The organism is Alteromonas sp. H39 (genome assembly GCF_047556435.1).
Taxonomy (GTDB): domain Bacteria; phylum Pseudomonadota; class Gammaproteobacteria; order Enterobacterales; family Alteromonadaceae; genus Alteromonas.
The window spans coordinates 3,769,753-3,793,232 of the sequence record NZ_CP180210.1 but is presented as its reverse complement, the minus strand read 5'-3'; the positions used below and the strand labels follow the sequence as shown (position 1 = coordinate 3,793,232).

28 protein-coding genes are annotated in these 23,480 nt (G+C 47.3%); 26 read left to right on the top strand and 2 right to left on the bottom strand.

The features are described 5' to 3' along the window. The first annotated feature begins 32 nt into the window (after positions 1-32). The 3 genes from ACLBLI_RS16580 to ACLBLI_RS16570 all read left to right on the top strand — a co-directional run bounded on the left by ACLBLI_RS16580 (position 33) and on the right by ACLBLI_RS16570 (position 1,608). Positions 33-539, top strand: a complete 507-nt coding sequence (locus ACLBLI_RS16580) for a hypothetical protein (RefSeq protein ID WP_414828652.1) — start codon at positions 33-35, stop codon at positions 537-539. Between the two features lie 19 nt (positions 540-558). Continuing rightward, positions 559-804, top strand: a complete 246-nt coding sequence (locus tag ACLBLI_RS16575) for a TIGR02647 family protein (protein WP_414828651.1) — start codon at positions 559-561, stop codon at positions 802-804. A gap of 252 nt (positions 805-1,056) precedes the next feature. Next, positions 1,057-1,608, top strand: a complete 552-nt coding sequence (locus ACLBLI_RS16570; protein ID WP_414830988.1) for a tetratricopeptide repeat protein — start codon at positions 1,057-1,059, stop codon at positions 1,606-1,608. Between the two features lie 121 nt (positions 1,609-1,729). Here ACLBLI_RS16570 and ACLBLI_RS16565 read toward each other — a convergent pair whose 3' ends face one another. Both ACLBLI_RS16565 and ACLBLI_RS16560 read right to left on the bottom strand, forming a co-directional pair. Further along, the gene (locus tag ACLBLI_RS16565; protein ID WP_414828650.1) at positions 1,730-2,260 is read right to left on the bottom strand and encodes a cytochrome b/b6 domain-containing protein; all 531 of its coding nucleotides are present in this window, start codon (positions 2,258-2,260) and stop codon (positions 1,730-1,732) included. Between the two features lie 217 nt (positions 2,261-2,477). Next, positions 2,478-2,756 (bottom strand): PepSY domain-containing protein, encoded by a 279-nt coding sequence (locus ACLBLI_RS16560; protein ID WP_414828649.1) that lies wholly within the window; start codon positions 2,754-2,756, stop codon positions 2,478-2,480. Between the two features lie 321 nt (positions 2,757-3,077). Between ACLBLI_RS16560 and rnr the strand changes: the two genes are divergently transcribed. From rnr to ACLBLI_RS16445, 23 genes are all read left to right on the top strand, one after another. Beyond that, a complete protein-coding gene (gene rnr / locus ACLBLI_RS16555; protein ID WP_414828648.1) occupies positions 3,078-5,447 on the top strand; it encodes a ribonuclease R in 2,370 nt (789 codons plus the stop codon). After that, on the top strand, positions 5,447-6,187 hold the full coding sequence (gene rlmB, locus ACLBLI_RS16550) for a 23S rRNA (guanosine(2251)-2'-O)-methyltransferase RlmB (RefSeq protein WP_414828647.1): 741 nt from the start codon (positions 5,447-5,449) through the stop codon (positions 6,185-6,187). The genes rnr and rlmB overlap by 1 nt, the downstream gene beginning before the upstream one ends. A gap of 518 nt (positions 6,188-6,705) precedes the next feature. Beyond that, on the top strand, positions 6,706-8,217 hold the full coding sequence (locus ACLBLI_RS16545) for a S8 family serine peptidase (RefSeq protein WP_414828646.1): 1,512 nt from the start codon (positions 6,706-6,708) through the stop codon (positions 8,215-8,217). 1,023 nt (positions 8,218-9,240) lie between these two features. Further along, the gene (locus ACLBLI_RS16540) at positions 9,241-10,905 is read left to right on the top strand and encodes a S8 family serine peptidase (RefSeq protein WP_414828645.1); all 1,665 of its coding nucleotides are present in this window, start codon (positions 9,241-9,243) and stop codon (positions 10,903-10,905) included. A gap of 532 nt (positions 10,906-11,437) precedes the next feature. Beyond that, complete coding sequence (locus ACLBLI_RS16535) at positions 11,438-12,817, top strand: DUF4397 domain-containing protein (RefSeq protein WP_414828644.1); 1,380 nt, start codon at positions 11,438-11,440, stop codon at positions 12,815-12,817. A gap of 714 nt (positions 12,818-13,531) precedes the next feature. Then, positions 13,532-13,900 (top strand): 50S ribosomal protein L14, encoded by a 369-nt coding sequence (rplN, locus tag ACLBLI_RS16530; RefSeq protein WP_218310952.1) that lies wholly within the window; start codon positions 13,532-13,534, stop codon positions 13,898-13,900. Between the two features lie 12 nt (positions 13,901-13,912). Beyond that, the gene (gene rplX / locus ACLBLI_RS16525; protein ID WP_218310951.1) at positions 13,913-14,227 is read left to right on the top strand and encodes a 50S ribosomal protein L24; all 315 of its coding nucleotides are present in this window, start codon (positions 13,913-13,915) and stop codon (positions 14,225-14,227) included. A gap of 16 nt (positions 14,228-14,243) precedes the next feature. Then, a complete protein-coding gene (gene rplE / locus ACLBLI_RS16520; RefSeq protein ID WP_414828643.1) occupies positions 14,244-14,783 on the top strand; it encodes a 50S ribosomal protein L5 in 540 nt (179 codons plus the stop codon). A 13-nt stretch (positions 14,784-14,796) separates the two neighbouring features. Then, complete coding sequence (gene rpsN, locus ACLBLI_RS16515) at positions 14,797-15,102, top strand: 30S ribosomal protein S14 (RefSeq protein WP_218310949.1); 306 nt, start codon at positions 14,797-14,799, stop codon at positions 15,100-15,102. A 12-nt stretch (positions 15,103-15,114) separates the two neighbouring features. Beyond that, the gene (gene rpsH, locus ACLBLI_RS16510; RefSeq protein WP_218310948.1) at positions 15,115-15,507 is read left to right on the top strand and encodes a 30S ribosomal protein S8; all 393 of its coding nucleotides are present in this window, start codon (positions 15,115-15,117) and stop codon (positions 15,505-15,507) included. A 14-nt stretch (positions 15,508-15,521) separates the two neighbouring features. Further along, positions 15,522-16,055 carry a 50S ribosomal protein L6 gene (rplF, locus tag ACLBLI_RS16505; protein ID WP_414828642.1) on the top strand — a complete coding sequence of 178 codons (534 nt, stop codon included), beginning with the start codon at positions 15,522-15,524 and terminating at the stop codon, positions 16,053-16,055. Between the two features lie 12 nt (positions 16,056-16,067). Continuing rightward, positions 16,068-16,421, top strand: coding sequence for a 50S ribosomal protein L18 (gene rplR / locus ACLBLI_RS16500; RefSeq protein WP_218310946.1), 354 nt, complete (start codon positions 16,068-16,070; stop codon positions 16,419-16,421). Positions 16,422-16,430: 9 nt separating this feature from the next. Next, entirely contained in the window at positions 16,431-16,931 is a 501-nt protein-coding gene (rpsE, locus tag ACLBLI_RS16495) for a 30S ribosomal protein S5 (RefSeq protein WP_414828641.1), read from the top strand. Positions 16,932-16,937: 6 nt separating this feature from the next. Continuing rightward, the gene (gene rpmD, locus ACLBLI_RS16490; protein ID WP_044058207.1) at positions 16,938-17,117 is read left to right on the top strand and encodes a 50S ribosomal protein L30; all 180 of its coding nucleotides are present in this window, start codon (positions 16,938-16,940) and stop codon (positions 17,115-17,117) included. 3 nt (positions 17,118-17,120) lie between these two features. Then, on the top strand, positions 17,121-17,555 hold the full coding sequence (rplO, locus tag ACLBLI_RS16485) for a 50S ribosomal protein L15 (RefSeq protein ID WP_414828640.1): 435 nt from the start codon (positions 17,121-17,123) through the stop codon (positions 17,553-17,555). Positions 17,556-17,560: 5 nt separating this feature from the next. Next, positions 17,561-18,880, top strand: a complete 1,320-nt coding sequence (gene secY, locus ACLBLI_RS16480) for a preprotein translocase subunit SecY (RefSeq protein WP_218310943.1) — start codon at positions 17,561-17,563, stop codon at positions 18,878-18,880. Between the two features lie 24 nt (positions 18,881-18,904). Beyond that, on the top strand, positions 18,905-19,021 hold the full coding sequence (gene rpmJ / locus ACLBLI_RS16475) for a 50S ribosomal protein L36 (RefSeq protein ID WP_012519217.1): 117 nt from the start codon (positions 18,905-18,907) through the stop codon (positions 19,019-19,021). A gap of 163 nt (positions 19,022-19,184) precedes the next feature. Next, positions 19,185-19,541, top strand: coding sequence for a 30S ribosomal protein S13 (gene rpsM / locus ACLBLI_RS16470; RefSeq protein WP_012519216.1), 357 nt, complete (start codon positions 19,185-19,187; stop codon positions 19,539-19,541). 16 nt (positions 19,542-19,557) lie between these two features. Continuing rightward, positions 19,558-19,950 carry a 30S ribosomal protein S11 gene (rpsK, locus tag ACLBLI_RS16465; RefSeq protein WP_073325331.1) on the top strand — a complete coding sequence of 131 codons (393 nt, stop codon included), beginning with the start codon at positions 19,558-19,560 and terminating at the stop codon, positions 19,948-19,950. A gap of 24 nt (positions 19,951-19,974) precedes the next feature. Beyond that, entirely contained in the window at positions 19,975-20,595 is a 621-nt protein-coding gene (rpsD, locus tag ACLBLI_RS16460) for a 30S ribosomal protein S4 (protein WP_414828639.1), read from the top strand. Between the two features lie 19 nt (positions 20,596-20,614). Next, positions 20,615-21,604, top strand: a complete 990-nt coding sequence (locus ACLBLI_RS16455; protein ID WP_414830987.1) for a DNA-directed RNA polymerase subunit alpha — start codon at positions 20,615-20,617, stop codon at positions 21,602-21,604. Between the two features lie 41 nt (positions 21,605-21,645). Beyond that, complete coding sequence (gene rplQ / locus ACLBLI_RS16450; RefSeq protein WP_218310941.1) at positions 21,646-22,047, top strand: 50S ribosomal protein L17; 402 nt, start codon at positions 21,646-21,648, stop codon at positions 22,045-22,047. Between the two features lie 219 nt (positions 22,048-22,266). Beyond that, positions 22,267-23,469, top strand: a complete 1,203-nt coding sequence (locus ACLBLI_RS16445; RefSeq protein ID WP_414828638.1) for a hypothetical protein — start codon at positions 22,267-22,269, stop codon at positions 23,467-23,469. Positions 23,470-23,480: the final 11 nt, after the last annotated feature.

Sequence of the window (23,480 nt, the reverse complement as noted above, 5' to 3'; positions counted from 1 at the left end):
ACCATTAAGGATTGTTGTCCGATCAGCAACTTATGAAAAACTTGTCCGTGCCTGTTACGCTCGTCGTTCTGCTTACTCTTTCATGCCATGTTCAGGCCACTGCTTCGGCATGTGAGGCTGACCGGTATCAGGATTTTAACTTCTGGCTGGGACACTGGGAGATCACCACACCTGACGGACAGTTTGCCGGCGTGAATCTGATTGAAAAGCAGTATGACGGCTGCGTGATTACTGAACAGTACGCGAATGCATCTGGCCCTTATGGCACCAGCATTAATATCTATGACAAAACCACCGGTAAATGGTATCAGACCTGGGCAGACAAATCCGGGCTACGGTTGCCGCTGGAAGGCGGGTTGGTCGACGGTGTTATGGTAATGGGCGGTAAGACGTTGGGGCAAACTGGCGAGGTAATTCATAAAATTAGCTGGACGCCGGAAGAAAATGGGAGTGTGATACAACACTGGCAGGTTCGAAAAGCCGATGAAACGCAATGGCAGACCCTGTTCAAAGGAATCTACACCAAAAAAACTGATTAACATTGCCTGAGGTAGAAGCATGAACCAATTTGATGACGATATGACCGCTGAGCTGAATCTGATCCTGAAGTTTCCCCAGGACAGCCTGATGCAGGGACTGAAAATTCATCATGATGCCAGCCAGTCAATCGTCCATGCGGCCGAGCGACTCTTCGCAAAAGGAATAATCACCAAACCCGATGGTGGCTATCTTACTGACTTAGGCATTGATATTGCCGATCATGCCAGACATCTTCAGATGGCTTTATCGATGAAACTCAATTAATCAAAAGTGTAATACAATCCGGTAATCGGCAGCACACACTGTCTTGTGGGGTTACAAGGAAGGATCAGTAGTCGATACTTGCACTTGTCACACTACCGAATTGTCACTACTTGAGTTTTTCGGACGTTTGCCGATAGTTTACTGTGGATCATTTTTACCAACACGCGGTTATTTGTTATGCGTAATAAAATCATATCTCTGACGGTAGCGTCTCTGCTTTCACTGTTCTGTGTTTGTGCACAAGCGCAGGAAATGAAAGCCGTTCAGCTTTATTCACAGGATGAACTTATCAATATGATTAACGAGAATTCTCACCTTAACCGGGTGGTGGAAGATCGTTGTCAGCTGGTTCAGGATATTGAGGCCCGAGCCGAAGTGCTGCGTGTGCCCGCTTACCAGTTCCTGTGGGGAGATATGCTGGCCTGGGGTGTTTGTGTAGATAAAGCGCCGGAGCGTGGCGTAAATCTGATGCGTGATGCCGCCGACCAGGGTTTTCCGGCGGCGCTGGAGCAATTAGGACGCTACTATGCCAATGGCACGCTGGTACAGCAGGATCGAAAACGTGCCGTGCTCTATCTGCGTGAAGCCGCCGCGCTGAATAACCTTAAAGCGCAATTGCAACTGGCCGAGTTGTTCCTTGATGGTTACGGTAGTCCTTATGACTACGAAGATGCCTATCGCTGGCTTTACAATGCTGTGACTGCTGATAAACAACAACATGCAAAAATTGCCGGTTATCTTGATGGGCTGGAGCAACTGATGCACCCCAAGGCGGTGCGCAACGCCAGACAACTGACCGACTAGCGAGCGGAACAGGTTTCACTTTTGAAAAGTATTACACCCTGACTAAACGGGAGCCTGCGTTATAAAAGGGAATCGCGTTGCTGCCTGTTGGCTCAGGTAGCCCCTTTTTTTACCGGATGCGTCAGTTGTTGTCGATGTGTCTTTTGCCGGTGATCATGGCTGGTATCAGCGCAACTTTTCCCCACCATTGTGTAAGTATCACCGCTACGATGTGCACAATGGCGGCTGCGTAAAGGGTGTGTGCGAGCCATTCATGAATGCCTTGTAACGTTTGATTGCCCCAGAACGCATCAATTTCTTCCATCATAAATCCGGTTACGCCAAGGCCCGTAAATAGTCCTATTACCAAAAATACCATCAGCCAGCCCACAGGGTTATGTCCGTGTGTCTTTGACACATTGCGGTTTTTCAGTTCGGTAATGTGACGGGAAAATGCAGCTTTACGGAAAGAGGCATGACGAAATCCGGCCCGATTGGTTGCGATTACGCCCCAAACGATGCGCACGAGAATCAGCCCAAAAGCAATATAGCCAAGAATTTCATGAGGCAGATCGCCGGGTTCAAGTACAAAGTAATTTAACGTGAAAACTGTCACCAGTGTCCAGTGACAGATCCTGATAAACGGATCCCATACCCGAATTGTTGTCGCCATTACCGCATCCTGGATTTGTACTTACGAGGTGACTAGGTTTGTGTCCCTACAAGAACCCCGCTTGTAATCAAAAGTGTCGCTGATTATCAAATGTGACCCGAAGACAGCAAGGAGGGTAGCTGCCCGGTTTGGTTGCGATGCCGCCTTCAGATGAGTGGGGCGGCATCGCCTGCGGCATTACTGCCATCAATGCAATATGCGCGCAGGTTTTTCGGACTTAGTGTGACTCACTTTTCACAATGCTGCCGTCAACTGGGTTAAAGTAAATCTCTACTTTCTTATCAGCCGCGTCCATCCCGTAAATTTCATAACAGTTACCATCAGTCACCACAAATTCGTTAATGGTATAGCCCTTTTCTTTCAGGTCATTCTGGAACTGGGTTTGATCCATCCATTCTGACTCAGGGGCGGTGGTGCATTGCGTAGAAGGTTCTTTACTACAGGCACTTAGTGCAAGCGCCGCGCCTGCAATCACTGCTAAACTTACTATCTTCATAACGTTTCCTTTGTTAAGTCGGTGATGTAAAACATATCACAAGCGTAAACCGGCTAGAATGCCATTTGAACCCGGTGGGCGTCGCTGTGCGAGTTCTCAAATTCGCATAACCAGTCAGAACGTCATGATATACGCATTTTTACTGATCTTAAGTGAACCAGATCAAAGAATAAGCGGATATATTCAGTAGAATTTTGACATCGCTCGGAATAATACGCCATGTTGTCAGCGACTTTGCAAATCTTTTGTAGCAATTAACTGTTATACTTGCTGGAAATTTTATCTGTTTCACCAACCCCCAAAAGGAAATTAACTATCTCCATGAGTGACGATCCGCATTATCAGCGCGAGAAAGAAAAATACGAAAACCCTGTGGCAAGCCGAGAGTACCTGTTAAGTGTGCTGAAGGAGCAGGGGAAACCGATGTCTTTTCTGGATATTTGCGCTGCCGTCGAAGCCTCGGAAGAGGACAGCCGAATTGGAATTCAGCGACGGTTAAGGGCCATGGAGCGGGAAGGGCAGATACAGTTCACCCGACAGAAAAAATACGTGGTGCAGAATCAGGAAGAGCTGATCCGCGGTCGTATTATTGGACACCGGGATGGCTTTGGCTTTTTACGCCCCGACGATCGCAGCGGCGACCTGTTTATCAGTGGCGGTCAGATGCAGTTGTTTTTGCACGACGACTACGTGGAAGCCCGCGAAAGCGGCACTGACCGGCGCGGCCGAAAAGAAGCTTTCATCACTCAGGTGATTACCCCACGCAGCGAACCTATTGTCGGACGTTACTTTACCGAACAAGGCTTTGGTGTCGTTATCCCCGATGACAGCCGGCTGCAGCACGAAATCGTGATCCCGCCGGAGCACACTCATGGTGCGAAAATGGGCCAGGTGGTTGTGGTTGAACTGACGCAACGCCCACGTCGAAAAGTCAATCCGGTAGGTAAAATCGTTGAAGTGCTTGGCGAACATATGGCGCCAGGCATGGAAATTGAAATGGCACTGCGTACTTTCGATATCCCACACGAGTGGCCTAAGGGCGTGACCCGCCAGGTTGAACGCCTTACTGAAGAGGTGCCGGAAGAGGCAAAAGAAGGGCGCATAGATTTGCGTCAGTTGCCGCTGGTGACCATCGACGGCGAGGACGCCCGGGACTTCGATGACGCTGTATATTGCGAGCCTCTGGATGATGGGGGCTGGCAGTTATGGGTTGCCATTGCCGATGTCAGTTATTACGTGCGTCCGGGAACCGCGCTGGATGACGAAGCGCAGGAACGGGGTAACTCGGTGTATTTTCCTGAGCAGGTAATTCCGATGCTGCCGGAAGTACTGTCTAACGGCCTTTGCTCTTTGAATCCGGAAGTTGATCGGTTGTGTATGGTGTGCGAAATGACCATCAGCGCACAGGGTAAGCTGGATTCTTATCAATTTTATGAAGCCGTGATGAATTCACATGCACGTCTTACATACACCAAAGTGTGGCAAATTTTGCAGGGGGACAAAGAGCTGCATCAACGGTACGCGTCTCATGTGCCGCACTTGCGAAACCTGCACGACATGTACCGGATGCTGAAAAAATCCCGCCAGCATCGCGGGGCAATTGAATTTGAAACACAGGAAAGTAAGTTTGTTTTCAATGCGCAGCGAAAAATTGAAAACATTGTGCCCGTGGTCAGAAATGACGCCCACAAGCTGATTGAAGAATGTATGATCATGGCCAACGTCAGCGCTGCCTTATTTTTAGAAGCCCATGACGCTCCCGCTCTCTTCCGTGTGCATGACAAACCTGATGCCGATCGCCTGACCACGTTTACCAGTTACCTGGGTGAAATCGGTGTGCCGCACAGAATTACTGAAGATGCAAAGCCGGCTGACTTTACCGATGTGGTGAATAAGACCCGTAATCGTCCTGATCAGGAACTGATTCAGACGATGTTGCTTCGTTCCATGAAGCAGGCTATCTACGACGGCGATAATATCGGCCACTTCGGACTGGCGTTGGAGGCTTACGCGCACTTTACGTCTCCTATTCGCCGTTATCCGGATTTGGTGGTACACCGGGCCATAAAAGGGCTGCTGAAAAAGCTACCGCCGAAGCAAAAAGTCTCAGGTGCAAAAGCCTACACCATCGAGGAAATCGAGCAGCTTGGTGAACAGTGCTCTATGACTGAGCGCCGCGCTGATGATGCTACCCGTGATGTCGCAGACTGGCTGAAGTGCGAATTTATGCTGGATCATGTGGGGGATTCCTTTGATGGTGTGGTGGCTTCGGTAACAAATTTTGGCCTGTTCGTGCGCCTGTCGGAATATCACATCGATGGGTTGGTCCACATTACCTCACTGGATGATGACTTTTATCATTACGACGACGTTAAGCAGTGTCTTACCGGTGAGCAGGGACATAATCAGTATCGTCTGGGTGATAATGTCGAAGTGAAAGTGGCAGCTGTGAATCTGGATGAAAGAAAAATTGATTTATTACTGGATAACACTAAGCTGCGCGGTCGTGGTGGCAAAAAGGTCGCAGTGAAAACGGCGAAGAAGTCACGACGCAGCCAAGGCGACAAAAATAAACCTTCGGGAAAAGGGCGAAGCGGCAAAGGCGGCGCGACGAAACCCAAGGGGGGGCCGCCTAAAGGCAGGGCAAAATCATCCTCATCGAAACAGCAAAAAGGCGGTAAAAAGCGTTAATGGCACAGCAAGAATGGTTATATGGACTGCACGCGATGCAGTCGGTATTGGAAAATGAGCCCGAGCGGGTAATCGAGCTTTTTGTATTAAAAGGCAGAAACGATGAGCGTCTGACCAACATTGTGAATCAGGCGCGCCGGTTTGGTGTGAGTGTCCAGTTTTGTCAGCGTAAAGCGCTGGATGACAAAGTTCATGGTGAGCAGCATCAGGGCGTGGTCGCGCGTGCAAAACCTGCCCGTGTGCTGGATGAAGCCGACCTTGACCTGATACTGGATAAACACGAGCAACCGTTTTTGCTGGTGCTGGATGGCGTCACCGACCCACACAACCTGGGCGCGTGTCTGCGCACCGCCGACGCGGCCGGTGTTCACGCTGTAGTAGTGCCAAAAGATAAATCTGCCAGTCTTACTGCAACAGTAAGAAAAGTGGCTTGTGGCGCCGCAGAAGTGCTGCCACTCATTCAGGTAACCAATTTATCCCGCACGCTGAAACATCTTCAGGACAAGGGGCTGTGGATCATCGGAACTGCAGGTGAAGCCGAGCAGATGGTTTACGACGCTAAACTAACCGGCCCTACGGCACTGGTGATGGGCGCAGAAGGAAAAGGGATGCGACGCCTGACGCGTGAAAACTGTGACGAACTGGTGAAACTGCCAATGGCTGGCAGTGTGTCCAGTCTGAACGTCTCAGTGGCCACCGGGGTGTGTTTATACGAAATTGTGCGTCAGCGCCGGGGATAGGGTTACTTCATAACCGGCTACCGCCAGGCAGCTTGGTGTAGTGTATCGGAAGGCCGTGGCTCCCCGGTCTTCTCTGTTCAATTATCATCTGTTCTTCCATTCAGGCGCTGGTATGACATGTCGGCACCTGAAAGCTGCGTCAGTGGTGCATTGGTCTGGGGCGGCGGGCTACTGCTACGACTCACGCTTATTTGAAATAACCTCTCGCAATGATTGCGAAGTTCACACGCTTGATATTACTATGTCCACGTGGTGGCGATAGCCACCGGTCTTAGTCAGAACTCTTTTTTTACTCCCGCATCTGCACGCTTTTAAAGCCAGTCTTTATCTTTTTTTACATGCAGTAAGGTAATCTGCCAGCAAGAAACGCAGCATATTGATGCCGGAATAGTGCTTTTCAGAGTCCTTCAGTTTCTGTTGTGCCGGTCTTTTTTTGTATCAGTCATCACAGGGATGAACATTGTTGTCGCGCTTATCGCGAATGGCATCGGTCACACAACAACACGAAGGATGGCCTTATGACCATATACTCTTTTAAAAGGAAACCCCGTTTTTCATTTCTCTTATTTTCATCAATGGCTTTTCTCGCATCGGCGAGCGATAAGGCACCTGCTGGTGAAGACAGATACCTCATTCGTTTTTCTGAAACTCTATCGATGAGTGCACCGCAGGGCGAATCTGCTCAAACTCTCGCCCGTTCCGTTTTGTCCGGTGCCGGAGTTACGCCGGTAAAAACCCTCCCACGACATAATGTGATGGTAGCGATGCTCACTGAGAGCCAAGTTGCTTTATTAAGGTTGATGCCAGAAGTTGAAGCCGTTGAGATCGATCCTGTCCGGTTTATCAGCGTGCAAAGTGTGCCCTACGGCATTGGGTCAACGCAGTCAGATGTGATGCCTCCCTTGGTAGACGCCGGGATCAAAGTTTGTGTTATTGATACGGGCTATGATCTTGGTCACCCGGATCTCCCGGGGCTCACTGAAGGGGTTACCGGCGAGTCAAATACCTCAGAGGTGGGGAACTGGTATCGGGATGGGCACGGGCACGGCACCCACGTTGCGGGCACAGTCGCGGCTATTGATAATGACTTTGGTGTGGTAGGTGTTGCGCCAGGAATCGGATTGCACATTGTCAAAATATTCGATGATGATGGATTGTGGACCTATTCTTCCGATTTGCTCGAAGGGATAGCGCAATGTCAGGATGCGGGGGCGAATGTAGTAAATATGAGCCTGGGCGGATACGGCGCGTCAGTAACAGAAGAATATGCGATGCGCCAGTTCACTGACGACGGCATGTTGCTGATTGCAGCGGCTGGTAATGACGGTACTGCGACATTGCAGTATCCGGCATCCTATGATGATGTGATGTCAGTTGCCGCATCAAGAGAAGATGAGCGATGGGCACCCTTTAGTCAGCACAATCCGGCTGTGGAAATCACGGCACCCGGGCTCAATATTCTGTCCACCTATCCCCTGGGCCAGTATGCATACTCCAGCGGAACATCAATGGCCACGCCACACGTAGCAGGTATCGCTGCCAGATTGTGGAATGCATTCCCCGACTGCAGTAATGACGAGATCAGACAAGCGCTTGCCAGCACGACCAAGGACAAAGGGCGAGCGGGGCGAGATCCTTATTTTGGTTTTGGCCTCATACAAGGCAATGACGCTTATTCCTGGCTGTCAGCGTCAGACTGCGAGGGCGTGAGCCCCACACCGGGCATCGATCCGGTGACTTACACGTATCCTCTCTTCTCACTACCACGCAACCGCTGGCTGGGGCGTGTGATAGATGTCCCTGAAGGAGCCAGGTTGTTGCGGATCAATATCACCGGCGGCTCGGGGGATGCCGATTTATACGTCGATTACGGGCGGTGGCCAACGGCACAGCGTTACCAGTGCAGACCTTACAACGGTGGAAATGAAGAGGTATGTGAGTTTCGTGATCCGGAGGCGGGGCGCTGGTACATAGGGTTGAACGCGTATCTTGCATTCTTTGATGTAGAGCTCACCTACCATTACGAATAACTTTTCCTTCGGTACGACGTTTCCCGGGAACTGTTAACCTAAGTTAAATGATTCTGCTCGTATGCCCGTGCTCAGCGGGCATGCTTTCTCACCTCAATCAGACATCTTGGTTAAGACTGACGCTACGCGACGTCGTTTGCGTTTTTGGTAATTACCCCACTAAAGCGAGATGGAATTCGTCATTCAGAACGTTTCTTCGACCGGCGTGATCGTTTTTTGTACACAATCATTTACGCGAATAAATTGTATGACAGATGAAATAGACTTGTACTGTGTGCACAGCATTCGGTAAGTTAACTCTATTACAAATTGGGATGATTTTTGAAAATTTAATAATTTTTGATTATGTGGTCTCGTTCGCCGATAACGGCGGCCACATGTCGCTTGAGCAACTGGTGCAGGCTGGCTTCAGTATCTCGAAAAGTGAAAATGTATCGCATTTTACAAAATGGTATATCAGCTAATACTTTACATGGATAGCTTTATACCCTTTGATAGTAATGAATTTTTTAATTGTCTAATTGGTCAGCAATGAGAGTAAGTCACGCGTTGCGACCAGCAGGTACTTAATTCTGCAACAGGTATAATCTCCAGCGCCACTGTGTTGTGGCTTCTGGATCTATGCAGGCCAGATACACTTGTGAGTAACATCGCTCGGCACTTTTATCATAAATATTGGTGATGATGCGTGTTTCGTAACCTTTGGCAGAGATTGCGCCTGTTAGCCTGTTGAGGCAGGTCATAGAAGTGCCGAGGTAAGAGCCTGGCGTGGGCTTATCATCCATTTTGCCGGTAATCGTAGTTGCTGGCAGTACCACCTTCCGTTAAGGAAGTATGCTGTTGAAGTTTGACAGCGAACACCAGATGTCAGGGTATACGGGTAACGTGAGCTGAATAAGGATAATAGGGATATGGACTTTTCAGCTTTTTGGGCGACCTGGCTTGATGACATCTGTCGTAACTTGAGCCCTGAAATAAGCTTCGGAAAGAAAGCACGGGGAAAAACAACAAGACAGGAAATAAATGACTATTAAACAACACACACTAACAAAAAAAGCTGCTCTGGCCGCGACGCTCACCCTATTGAGTGTTTCCGTGAATGCCGCTGTCAATGGGCCGCAAAAAGTCAAAGAAGAGAAAAAGTCAGTAGAGACGATGATTGAAAATGGCCTGACGCCATTTATCGGTGTAGAGTCCGCTGAGCAGCGCTATATCGTTAAGTTCAAAAATACTAACGGCATTGGCGGGCCAGGACTGGCGGTAGCAAATGGGAAAAAAGACAGCAAGAAAGGGCCTTCTGAGAATGCCTCTGATCGTGCGTTTGAAGCCCAGGCCGCGAAATCTCTGATTGAGAAAGTGGGTGGCCGGGCGCATAAGGTGTTGGAGAAGCAACGCATGGTTGCCGCTTCAATGGATAAGCGCACCATGAACCTGCTCAGAAAGAACCCTAATGTAGAAAGCGTGGATGTCGATGCGCGTCGTGAATTGATGGCACAGACTACCCCTTACGGTTATAACATGGTTCAGGCCAACCAGTTTGCTCAAAGCGATACCAGTGCACGTCGTGTATGTGTTATCGATACCGGGTTCAATCTGGGGCACCCTGATTTACCAGATACTAACAATGGTGTTACCGGACAGGGTAATAATTCTGCGGTAGGAAACTGGTATAACGATGGTAACGGTCACGGTACACACGTAGCAGGCACTATCGCGGCGTATGACAATACTGAGGGTGTTATCGGTGTTTATCCTGGTGTGAACCTGCATATTGTCAAAATTTTTGATGATAACGGTAACTGGACGTACGCTTCAGACATCATTCAGGCGATAAACCAGTGTCAAAACGCGGGTTCAGATGTAGTTAATATGAGTCTGGGTGGAGGCGGTGCTTCATCAGCAGAACAATCTGCTATGCAGGGTTTTGTTGATGATGGCATGCTACTGGTTGCTGCCGCAGGTAATGATGGAAACAGCACGAAGTCGTATCCTGCTTCGTATCCGTCAGTCGTGTCTGTTGCTGCCGTGGACAGCAATGAAAACCACGCCAGTTACTCGCAGTACAATAATGCCGTTGAAATCGCTGCACCAGGTAGCTCGGTGTACTCTACATACCCGACTAACTCTTATGCAACGCTTAACGGAACGTCAATGGCAACACCTCACGTAGCAGGTGGTGCGGCTCTGGTATGGAGTTTCTTCCCGCAGTGTTCGAACGAGCAGATCCGTGGCGCACTAAATGCCACTGCGAAAGATAAAGGCTCTGCAGGTCGTGACAACTTCTACGGGTATGGTCTGATGCAGGTTGCAGATGCCTACGATTACCTGAACACCAACGGCTGTGATGGCGCTGGTGGCGGTGGCACTGGTGGTGGCGGTGGCGTTGAGCCAGTATCTGGCCAGCTAACCAACTTATCCGGTTCCACCGGAAGCTGGGACCGCTACACCTGGGATGTACCTGCAGGTGTCAGTTCATTGACTGTCCAGATTTCTGGCGGAAGCGGTGACGCTGATCTTTATATGCGTCTGGGAGCGCAACCTACTACCTCGTCGTGGGATTGCCGCCCTTACAGAAATGGGAATAACGAAGTCTGTACACTGGAGAATCCGTCTTCAGGTACATGGCACATCGGTATTCGCGCATACAGCACTTACAGCGGTGTAACGATGAATTACTCTTACGAGTAATTGTTAAAACTAATATTGAGTAAGGCCGGGTTATCCGGCCTTTTTTCTTTCCGCGGTGATAGTCGCAACAAAATAGCAATTAAGCCTCCTGCCACCCTCAAGTCCGCTTTCCCATGTATCCGTTACTGGGCCATAACGCAACAACGCTTCCCCGTATAAACGTGCACAACGTACGTATTCACTGGAGAGTCAACTCGTACCGATGTCGATAGTCACTGACCTGACCCGGTGAACGTGGAAATAAGCATCCACACTATCTCATTGACAAACACCGCGATACCAGAGGTACGCAAATGATTGACATGTAAATTAACCGCGTATCCAAACTTCAGTTAGCACATGAGTCACCGGCAAATTAAGCACTTTATCTTGTATATCGTGAATTTCTGATGTCAGTAAAACGTCAATAATGCAAAGGAAGTGTAAAGCGGTGAACCGAAAGCAGTAAAAGCGGTTCCTAGCTGCGAAAAGTGCAAATAAAACAACAATGCACGCTTTGATAAATCATATTTTTGAAAGGAATTTCTCACTAATGTCAGCATTACTTATACACTGTTTACGTTATGCGCTACTTGTCGTCGCTATGTATGGGCTGGTTGCCTGTGGAGGCTCATCAGAAAGCAGCGATGCTGATTATCCAAACGCTTATCTACAGTTTTATAATGCATCCCCAAATGGTGCAACGGTAACGATGCGTGAAGTGGACGGCGACGCTTTTGGATCGGCACAATTTGGTGATACAACTTCACTTTACGCCCTCGACGCCGGTGAAGTGGAACTTGAGTTTGTGCGTATGGATGCAGAGGATAAGGAAGTACTCATAGAAACCTACACAGTGGCTTTGCAAACCGGAAGAAAGACACTGGTCGTACTCAGTGGTGACTTCTCCGCACCGGTGATCACAGACTACCACTATGACAGGGAGTCACTGGAAGACCATTTTCGCTTGTTTGCTGTCACCCTAACAGTGGAAACCCAAAGTTATGATTTGTACATGAGTGCATCCGGCGAGCCTTTCAGTGCGGCCAATTTCATGGGTACCATAGATAATGGCGCACTTACCGAACTGACTTATTGGGATGGTGATGATGACAGCATTGATTTTGACACGGGAGAGTACACGCTGTATCTGACTCAGCCCGGCGAAACCAACGTCGTCTTTGAATCTCAGACACTGGACTTTCAGTACGACACCGAATACGTACTTTCCTTACGTGATGTAAGCGGTGCAATACAAACCGGACTTACCATTGATGTCCTGCTCAACTCTTCCACTGTGACCACGATCACGGATATTAATGCAATGTCGCAGTACCGGATATACAACGCCACGACAATCGATGATGAACTGGCAGTCACTTTTGGTGGCGACGCTGAGCAAGAGGACACCACCTTTTCAATTGGAGCTGGTTCTTTGTCCGATTTCGCTCCAATAAGTTATGGCGATTATCGTCTAACTGTCAGTGCTGAAAATACCGGGGTAGCGGCCTTGAATAATAAGCTGGTTACCCTTAATCAGGGTGAGAGCAAAGCCATCATAATTTATGAAAGCAACGGCAGGCTGGGTGCTGCAACCTTTATCGAAAGCGGGCTGCCGCAGTCTTACGATAAAACGGTTAATTTTGTGAATCTGGTAAATGAATATGATGACGTCGATATTTATTTGGTTCGTAAAGACGAGACAATCGATACCGCCGAGTACGATATCCTGAACATGACGTTTGGTGAAAGTGCCACTCAGGTATTGCCGTCCGATTACTATGAGGTTATCGCGGTTTATGAGGACAGTAACCAGGAGCAGATATTGCTTGACCGCACTGAGTTATACGGATTCACTGAAGACGAAAACTATATAGTCGTGGTGCAGCCAGCAGATACGCCCACCGGCTACAGTATTAACATTCTGTATTAGCAAAACCTCTACGACAACGGAGCCGGGCATCTCGCTACAGAAGCGGGGTTATATCACTGCCCGGCGTCAGTCCGGATTAACAACACCAACCCGGCTGCGTCGATAATAACAATAACCCGACAATTTAAGACTCGGCATGCTTTATCGACCGCCTTGCTATTACTACGCTGGTCTACTCGTTGCTACTGTAGCGACCAGCTTGCTATTACTACGCTGGTCTACTCGTTGCTACTGTAGCGACCAGCTTGCTATTACTACCTGCTCTACGCGTTTTCCAGTGATAACGAAGAAAGTTGATAACCATAATGTATAAAGCAAAACGGTGATGCGTTCCACCACGCGATGGGAGGGCAACTTTCTCGGTTTAAGATGAAAGTGCCGGGGGCACAAGAGAATGAAAAATTTCCGGGAGCTACGTATTTTTATTAAAGGAGCTGACCAAATGTGGAAGTGATAGCAGTTTTCCACGTTCTTCTTACACCAAATAGTGTCCAATGAAGCTGGCATTTAACCCACAACTTATCTATGATGTAGACCGATCAGGCCCTCCCTGCATCGTTTAAAAATAATTCACTTTACCGCTATCACTTTCCAATCTTTTCTGTTATAGTTTCGCGCCCTTTTTATGGGGGTATGTACATAAAAGCAGCAAATTGTGTTGTTTTTTACAGCAATAACGACTCGGGAGAGTCTTAATTAGAGCGGAGCACTAACATGATCCAAATGCAAACTAACCTGGACGTTGCAGATAACAGCGGCGCTCGCAGGGTTCAGTGTATTAAGGTTCTTGGTGGCTCGCATCGCCGTTATGCAGGTATCGGTGACATCATCAAAGTTACTGTTAAGGAAGCAATTCCTCGCGGTAAAGTTAAAAAAGGTGACGTACTGAACGCAGTGGTGGTGCGTACTAGAAAAGGCGTTCGTCGTGCAGATGGTTCTACTATCCGCTTTGACGGTAACGCGGCTGTTTTGCTTAACGCAAACAAGCAACCAATTGGTACGCGTATCTTTGGACCGGTAACCCGTGAGTTGAGAAGTGATAACTTCATGAAAATCATCTCATTGGCCCCAGAGGTACTATAAGGAGTCACGATAATGGCTAATAAAATTCGTCGTGATGATGAAGTAGTCGTATTAGCGGGTAAAGACAAAGGCAAAACAGGCAAAGTCCTGAAAGTGCTGATTGCTGATAACCGCGTAGTTGTAGAAGGTGTAAACCTTGTCAAGAAACACCAGAAGCCTAATCCTCATATGCAGGTAGCTGGTGGTATCGTTGAGAAGGAAGCTTCTATTCACGTTTCAAATGTAGCGATTGTTAACCCGGCAACGGGCAAAGCAGATCGCGTTGGTTTCCGTTTCGAAGACGAGAAGAAAGTTCGTTTCTTCAAGTCTAACGGCGAACTTGTTTAATTGATTGGAGAGTACGATGGCGAAACTGCATGATTTCTATAAAGAAACAGTAGTAGCTGAACTTGCGAAGCAGTTCGGATACAAAAGCGTCATGCAAGTCCCTCGGATTGAAAAAATCACCCTGAACATGGGTCTGGGTGAAGCAGTTGCTGACAAAAAGATCCTTGAGAATGCTCAAGCTGACATGGCGGCTATCGCTGGTCAGAAACCGATTGTCACAGTTGCAAGAAAATCAGTAGCGGGCTTCAAAATCCGTGAAGGTTATCCGATTGGCTGTAAAGTAACCCTGCGCGGCGAGCGTATGTGGGAATTCCTGGAGCGTTTAGTTTCTATTGCGATTCCTCGTGTTCGCGACTTCCGTGGTTTGAACCCTAAATCATTCGACGGTCGTGGTAACTACAGCATGGGCGTGCGTGAACAAATCATCTTCCCTGAAATCGATTTCGATAAGGTGGATAAGGTTCGTGGTATGGATATTACTATCACTACCAGTGCCGAAAATGATGACGAAGCACGTGCTCTGCTGAACGCGTTCAACTTCCCATTCAAAAAATAAGGGGTGTAGGGTTATGGCAAAAGAATCAATGAAGGCTCGTGAAGTCAAGCGTGCAAAGCTAGTAGCTAAGTACGCTGAAAAACGTGCCGCACTTAAAGCGATTATCAGCGACGTTAACGCATCTGAAGAAGAGCGTTGGGATGCTGTTCTGAAGCTACAACAACTACCACGTGACAGCAGTAAATCACGTCAGCAAAACCGCTGTAACATTACTGGTCGTCCACATGGTTACCTACGCAAATTCGGTCTTAGCCGTATCAAGCTGCGTGAAGCAGCGATGCGCGGTGAAGTCCCTGGCCTGAAAAAAGCCAGCTGGTAAGGAGTAGCTAAAATGAGCATGCAAGATCCTATCGCGGATATGTTTACCCGCATCCGTAACGGCCAGATGGCACAGAAAGTTTCTGTAACTATGCCTTCATCTAAACTGCGTGTTGCTATCGCAGGTGTGTTGAAAGCAGAAGGTTACATCACTGACTTTGCTGTTTCTGGTGACGTTAAGCCTACTCTTGAAGTAACACTTAAGTACTTCGAAGGTAAGCAAGTAATTGACACTATCGAACGTGTTAGCCGTCCTGGCCTGCGCATCTATAAGAAAAAAGATGAGCTGCCAAAAGTAATGGGCGGACTGGGCGTAGCAATCGTGTCAACTTCTAAAGGTGTGATGACTGACCGTGCAGCGCGTAATGCTGGCATGGGCGGTGAGATCATCGGTTATGTAGCGTAATCGGAGGAGTTGAAATGTCACGAGTAGCAAAAGCCCCGGTAGACGTAGTATCAGGTGTAGAAATTTCTATTTCTGGTCAAGAAGTCTCTGTAAAAGGCAAAAATGGCACTTTGAGCCGTGTCTTCAACGATGCCGTTGAAGTGGTTCAGGAAGATAACCAGTTAAAAGCACTTCCTCGCGAAGGCTTTGCAGATGGTTGGGCACAAGCAGGTACTGTACGTGCAATTCTGAACAGCATGATTCAAGGTGTTTCAGAAGGTTTTGAGAGAAAGCTTCAGCTAAACGGTGTTGGTTACCGTGCGCAAGCACAAGGTGCCAAACTGAACCTGACGCTTGGTTTCTCACACCCTGTAGTATACGAAATGCCAGAAGGCATTACGGTTGAAACTCCTAGCCAAACTGAAATCGTCGTCAAAGGCGCCGATAAGCAGGTGGTAGGACAGGTTGCGGCGAACATCCGCGCGTACCGTCCACCAGAGCCTTACAAAGGCAAAGGTGTTCGCTATGCAGACGAGCACGTACGTCGTAAAGAAGCTAAGAAAAAGTAGGTGGGTGATACGATGGATAAGAAAACAGCTCGCATTCGTCGCGCAACTCGCGCACGAGCAAAAATTCGTGAACTGGCCGCGCATCGCTTGGTTGTAAACCGTACACCTCGCCACATCTATGCTCAGTTAATCGCTCCTAGCGGTGCTGAAGTATTGGCAGCGGCTTCTACTGTTGAAAAAGATCTTGCGAAAGATCTGAAATCAACTGGTAACGCTGAAGCAGCGGCGAAAGTCGGTAAAGCAATCGCAGAACGTGCAATCGAGAAAGGCATCAAAGATGTGGCCTTCGATCGTAGCGGGTTTAAATACCACGGTCGCGTGAAAGCATTGGCTGATGCAGCTCGCGAAGCTGGCCTTCAGTTCTAGGAGTTTATAATGGCTAAACAAGAAGTTCAGAACGGTGAACTGTTAGAGAAATTGATTGCTGTTAACCGCGTATCTAAAGTGGTTAAAGGTGGTCGTATCTTCAGTTTCACTGCATTGACAGTAGTGGGTGACGGTAATGGTCGCGTAGGTTTCGGTTACGGTAAAGCACGTGAAGTGCCTGCTGCAATCCAGAAAGCTATGGAAAAAGCACGTCGCAACATGGTTGACGTTGACTTAAACGGCCACACACTGCAGCACCCGATTAAAGGTCGTCACTCTGGCTCTAAAGTTTACATGCAGCCTGCATCAGAAGGTACCGGTATCATCGCCGGCGGTGCAATGCGTGCAGTACTTGAAGTAGCTGGTGTACAGAACGTACTTTCAAAATGTTACGGCTCTACAAACCCAATCAACGTGGTACGTGCAACTATCAACGCGCTGACAGAGATGAATTCTCCAGCACAAGTTGCCGCTAAGCGTGGATTGTCTGTAGAAGAGATTTTGGGGTAATCAGACATGGCAACGATTAAAGTAAAGCAAACGAAAAGTGCGATTGGCAGACTGCCAAAGCACAAAGCGACGCTTAAGGGCCTAGGCCTGCGTAAAATCAACCATGTCCGTGAACTGGAAGACACCCCAGCAGTACGTGGCATGATCAACCGTGTAAATTACATGGTTGAGATAGTGGAGGAATAAGATATGCGTTTGAACGATATTTCTCCTGCACCAGGAGCAAAACATTCAGCTAAGCGTCTTGGCCGTGGTATCGGCTCAGGTCTTGGTAAAACCGGTGGCCGTGGTCACAAGGGACAGAAAAGCCGTTCAGGTGGTACTGTTAAGCCAGGATTTGAAGGTGGTCAGATGCCAATCCAGCGTCGTCTGCCTAAGTTCGGTTTTACGTCACGTAAAGGCATGGTTTCTGACCAGGTTACACTGACTGAAATCGCGAAGGTAGAAGGTGATACCGTTTCTCTTGAAACTTTGAAAGCCGCAGGTCTTGTTAAGAAAGAAATGCAGTTTGTCAAAGTCGTTAAGAGCGGTGAAGTATCACGCGCGGTAACGGTAAGCGGGTTGAAGGTTACTAAAGGCGCTAAAGAAGCGATTGAAGCTGCTGGCGGTAAAGTAGAGGAATAAGCTAGATGGCTAAACCAGGATTGGACTCAGGCGCCAAAAGCGGCCTGAGTGAGCTGAAATCAAGATTGTTGTTCGTACTTGGTGCGATCGTAGTATTCAGACTAGGCTCATACGTGCCTATTCCTGGTATCGATCCTGCGGTCCTTGCACAGTTGTTCGAACAACAAAAAGGCACCATCGTAGAAATGTTTAACATGTTCTCGGGTGGTGCTCTTGAGCGAGCGTCCGTTCTGGCTTTGGGCATTATGCCATACATTACTGCGTCCATTATTATGCAGTTGCTCTCGGTGGTTCATCCACCGATGATGGAGCTTAAAAAAGAAGGTGAAGCAGGTCGTCGTAAAATTAGTCAGTACACGCGTTACTTAACGCTGATTCTGGCTACGTTCCAGTCAATTGGAATTGCGACCGGTCTGCCCAACCTGATTAATGGATTGGTGATAAGTCCTGGCTTCGGATTTTACTTTACGGCAGTAGTGAGCTTAGTCACAGGAACTATGTTCCTGATGTGGCTAGGTGAGCAAATTACTGAACGAGGTATTGGTAACGGTATCTCTATATTGATCTTTGCTGGTATTGTTGCCGGTCTGCCAACAGCGATAGGCCAGACTGCGGAACAAGCAAGACAGGGCGACATTAATATGCTGTTCCTGTTACTGATCGGTGTGATTGTTATTGGCCTGACTTACCTGGTTGTGTTCGTTGAACGTGCACAGCGCAGAATTGTGGTGAATTATGCGAAGCGTCAACAGGGCCGTAAGGTCTTTGCAGCGCAAAGCACGCACTTACCACTTAAAGTCAACATGGCTGGTGTTATTCCACCTATCTTTGCGTCCAGCATCATTCTGTTCCCCGGAACCATCGCAGGATGGTTTGGTCAGAATGAATCTACAGCGTGGTTGCAGGATGTAGCGCTTATGCTCTCTCCTGGTCAGCCGCTGTACGTGATGTTATATGCAGCTGCGATTATCTTCTTCTGCTTCTTCTACACGGCGTTGGTTTTCAACCCGCGTGATACAGCAGACAACCTGAAGAAGTCTGGCGCGTTTATCCCTGGCATCCGCCCGGGTGAGCAAACGTCGCGTTATATCGATAAGGTAATGACTCGTCTGACACTGGCTGGCGCACTTTACATAACCTTTATTTGTTTGGTGCCTGAATTCATGCTGATTGCCTGGAATGTGCCGTTCTACTTCGGTGGTACGTCGCTTCTGATTATTGTGGTAGTTATCATGGACTTTATGGCGCAGGTGCAGACACATTTGATGTCCAGTCAATATGAGTCTGTTCTGAAGAAAGCTAATCTTAAAGGCTACGGCCGCTAAGTTAGCCTACTACGGAGTGATGTAATGAAAGTTCGTGCATCAGTAAAAAAGATTTGCCGTAACTGCAAAGTCATCAAGCGCAACGGTGTTGTGCGTGTAATTTGCAGTTCTGACCCTAAGCATAAGCAGCGTCAAGGCTAATCTACGCGGTACAGAATATACGCATGAAAGTGTAAGCAGAACCTGACATCAGGTTCTGCTGTCTTGCTTGCAGTAATCTGGACCTTAATTTGCAATTTAGTCGACGGGTAAGTATCCTATCGGGCTTTTTAGGTCGTCGACAATAATTAGAGGAGTGCTGTTAATGGCCCGTATCGCTGGCATTAACATTCCTGAACACAAGCACGCTGTGATTGCTATCCAAGCAATCTATGGCGTTGGTCCTACACGTGCGAAAAGCATCTGTGCAGGCGCTGGTGTTGCAGAAAATACAAAAATCAAAGAGTTAGACGAAGCTACTATCGACAAGCTTCGTGATGAAGTGGCGAAATTCACTGTTGAAGGTGATCTTCGTCGTGAAGTATCAATGAGCATCAAACGTTTGATGGACCTGGGTTGCTTCCGTGGCATCCGCCACCGTCGTAGCTTGCCTCTACGTGGTCAGCGCACTAAAACTAATGCGCGTACCCGTAAAGGTCCTCGTAAGCCAATTAAGAAGTAAGCGGGGGAGTTAAGTTATGGCAAAAGCACCTACTCGTAGTACGCGTAAACGCGCAAAACGTCAGGTTGCAGACGGTATGGCTCATATCCATGCGTCTTTCAACAACACAATTGTGACTATCACAGACCGTCAAGGCAATGCACTTGCATGGGCAACTTCTGGTGGTTCAGGTTTCCGTGGTTCACGTAAATCTACCCCATTTGCTGCACAGGTAGCTGCTGAGCGTGCTGGCGTAGCCGCACAAGAATACGGTCTGAAGAACCTTGAAGTATTCGTTAAAGGTCCAGGTCCAGGCCGTGAGTCTGCGATCCGTGCGCTTAACGCAACAGGTTATAAGATCACAAACATTACCGATGTGACCCCTATTCCTCACAACGGTTGTCGTCCACCGAAAAAACGTCGCGTTTAATCGACGGACAGTTGGAGAAAGATCATGGCAAGATATTTGGGTCCTAAACTCAAACTTAGCCGTCGCGAAGGAACAGACCTGTTCCTGAAAAGCGGCGTTCGCGCAATCGATTCTAAATGTAAAATCGATACAGCGCCTGGTCAGCATGGTGCCCGTCGTGGCCGTTTGTCTGACTACGGTGTTCAGCTGCGTGAGAAGCAAAAAGTACGTCGTATGTATGGCGTATTGGAAAAGCAATTCCGTAACTACTATAAAGAAGCAGCTCGTCTGAAAGGCAACACCGGTGAAAACCTGTTGCAACTTCTTGAGCAGCGTCTTGATAACGTAGTTTACCGGATGGGATTTGCCAGCACTCGTGCGGAAGCGCGTCAGCTGGTTAGCCACAAAGCGATTATGGTTAATGGCAAAGTGGTAAACATTCCATCTTATAACGTTACTGCCGAAGACGTGGTTTCTGTTCGTGAAAAAGCTAAGAAGCAATCGCGCATCGTGGCTGCTTTGGAACTGGCTGACCAACGTGAGAAGCCAACCTGGATTGAAGTAGACAGCAACAAGATGGAAGGTACGTTCAAGCGTATTCCTGAAAGAACTGACCTGTCTGCCGATATTAACGAACAGTTGATCGTCGAACTTTACTCTAAGTAAAGCTAACTAAAGAGGAAGCATTGTGGGTTCTGTGACTGAATTCCTAAAACCGAGATTAGTTGAGATCGAAAACCTTTCTCCTACTCGTGCCAAAGTAACTTTGGAACCACTGGAGCGCGGCTTTGGCCACACTCTGGGTAACGCCCTGCGCCGCATCTTACTGTCATCCATGCCTGGTTGTGCAGTAACAGAGGTTGAAATTGACGGCGTGCTACACGAGTACAGCACCAAAGAAGGTGTTCAGGAAGATGTGATTGAGATCTTGCTAAATCTGAAAGGTTTAGCGGTTCGCCTTGAAGGTAAAAACGAGGCAACCCTGACACTAGTGAAATCTGGCGCTGGCCCTGTTGTTGCTGGTGATATTCAGCATGACGGCGATGTAGAAATTGTTAATCCTGACCATGTAGTCTGTACGCTTACTGGCGATGCTGAAATCAGCATGCGCATTAAAGTTGAGATGGGCCGTGGTTATGTACCAGCTTCTACGCGTCGCTCCTCTGAAGAAGATGATCGTCCAATTGGTCGTTTGTTAGTTGACGCTTCATACAGCCCAGTTGAACGTATTGCATATACTGTTGAGTCTGCCCGTGTTGAACAACGCACAGACTTAGACAAACTGATCATCGATATGGAGACGAACGGTACTTTGGATCCTGAAGAAGCGATCCGCCGTTCTGCGACTATCCTAGCTGAACAGCTTGATGCATTCGTAGATTTACGTGATGTATCTGAGCCAGAAGCGAAAGAAGAGAAGCCGGAATTTGATCCGATTCTACTTCGCCCGGTTGATGACCTGGAACTGACAGTACGTTCTGCAAACTGTTTGAAAGCAGAAGCTATCCAGTACATTGGTGACCTGGTACAGCGCACTGAGGTTGAGCTACTCAAGACGCCTAACCTTGGTAAGAAATCGCTAACTGAAATCAAAGATGTTCTTGCATCTCGTGGACTGTCTCTGGGCATGCGCCTGGAAAACTGGCCACCAGAGAGCATCGCTGAAAAAGATTAATCAGGTTTATATCAAACTGATTTGTAGAGAAGGATAAAACTATGCGCCATCGTAAGAGTGGTCGTCAGTTGAATCGCAACAGCAGCCATCGTCAAGCTATGTTCAAAAACATGGCCGGTTCACTGGTTAAGCACGAAGTGATTAAAACGACGTTGCCAAAAGCGAAAGAATTACGTCGCGTAATCGAGCCTCTTATCACTATGGCTAAAGAAGACAGCGTTGCAAACCGCCGTCTGGCTTTCGCTCGCACTGGTGATAAAGAAGTTGTAGGTAAACTGTTCAACGAGCTTGGTCCTCGTTACGAAGCTCGCCCAGGCGGTTACACTCGCATTCTTAAATGCGGTTTCCGTGCAGGCGACAATGCCCCTATGGCATTCGTTGAGCTAGTAGACCGTCCAGTTGAAGAAGTCGCTGAAGAAGCGGAAGACGCAACTGAAGAGTAAGTAATTGCTCTTTTATCTTAGGCTTAGGTCTTCGATAGATTTGAAAAACCCCGCTTAGGCGGGGTTTTTTGTTGCTGTTATTAATTTCAAAGTATTTACTGATAAAGGGTGAATAAAGGTTATTGAAATTGTAAAAGTGTACTGATTGATTGAGCTTACATGTAATTAATTTATGGCTTAAGTTATAATATCGAAATGATGTAGTGTGAAGGCCTAGGAATGTTTGTTTCAATCAGTAATGCAAAATCAAGACCAGAGAATAGCGATCAGGTGATCTATGCATCTTTTAATTCTGATCTAGAGGAAATTTATAAGTCAATTAACGCACAGTTGAGACCTATTACTATAATTTATGACCCTCCAGTGCGAGCAGTAGGACTTCAACTACAAACGAATGCGCAAGTTATTGATTCATTACCTCTATTTGAGTCATTCTATGAAAAACTGCTAGTTTTAAAGCTAAAGTATACAGATGATGTAATACTAGTGTCATCAGATATTCTTTCTGATGACTTGAAGCGAAATGTGGATTCAGAATATGTCAACTGTATAGAGCAGATTGTACATACAACTGTAGCCTGTCATATGATGCTTTATGCGTTCTATTTGGTATCAAATAATGAAATATTAAATAGGCTTAATAAAAAGTTGTCTTATTGCACTAAATATTTCGATCAACCTATCCCTTCTGAAAAAATAACTTCATTCATTACAGAAAATAATAAGCTAAAAAGTGATAATAAAGCTCTACTTGAACAAATTAACTCATTAAAAGAAAATATTAAAAATCTCGAATCTAAATGTGATTTATTAGTTAAAGATAATGATTTATTGGTCGAATCATTACATCAGTCACAGGAAAAGTACGAAATCTTGCTCAAAGATAATAAAAATGTTTTGAGTAAACTGGAAACTAAAAGAAAAAAATTATCAGCCCGCGACAAAGAAAATCAAGAGATAATTAAATCACTTCACTTCGCACAGGAAATGTGTGAAGTGCAGGCGGAGCAGGCATTAAAGAGAGATAATGAGTTCCGTAAATACAAAGATGAGATTAAGCTGAGACTTCTTTGGTTAACTACGTCGGTGCAAAATACTAAAAACAACTTTCGTTCAAGTTCTCGGAGTTTTAGAAAACTGGTTCGTAAAGAAATTGAAGAGATCGAAAAAAGTGGTCTTTTTGATAAAGAATTTTATTTAAATAGTTACACTGATGTTGCTCAAAAAAATATAGAGCCAATATTACATTATTTTTTATACGGAGTTTATGAGGGTAGAGATCCTTCTGCAAGTTTCAATACGCTCTCTTACCTATCTCTACATGAAGACGTTGCTCAGGCTGGAATTAACCCTTTTATCCATTTTATACGTCACGGACGTATCGAAAATCGTAAAACTACTAGCTCAAAATTGAAAAATTGAGTAACAAAAGG